Source organism: Ochrobactrum sp. SFR4, assembly GCF_019730395.1.
In the GTDB taxonomy this organism is placed as follows: Bacteria; Pseudomonadota; Alphaproteobacteria; order Rhizobiales; family Rhizobiaceae; genus Pseudochrobactrum.
Genome location: NZ_JAAPBB010001362.1, coordinates 1 through 237, shown reverse-complemented (window position 1 = coordinate 237; position 237 = coordinate 1). Strand labels below are relative to the sequence as shown.

The 237-nt window shown below is 51.9% G+C and carries 1 protein-coding gene; it reads right to left on the bottom strand.

Going from position 1 to position 237, the window contains the following annotated elements:
• Positions 1–192, bottom strand: a 192-nt coding sequence (locus HBA93_RS23470) for an ATP-binding cassette domain-containing protein (RefSeq protein ID WP_221724816.1), incomplete at its 3' end; no start/stop codon positions are given.
• Between the last annotated feature and the right edge of the window lie 45 nt (positions 193–237).

Below are 237 nucleotides of genomic sequence, written 5' to 3'. Positions count from 1 at the left end.
CCGCTCATTCTCCAGCCAGACCTCACCCTGATTGAGCGTTTCCAGCTGATTGATCGAGCGCAGCAAAGTGCTTTTACCGGAGCCGGATGGCCCGATCAGCGCAAAGATTTTGCCTTTATCAACAGAGAGATCAATGCCTTTGAGAACTTCCAGCGCACCATAGGATTTATGCGCATTGACCACACGCACCATCGGCGCTTGGCCGGATTGTTGTATCCCCGATTTTATCATCGTGTC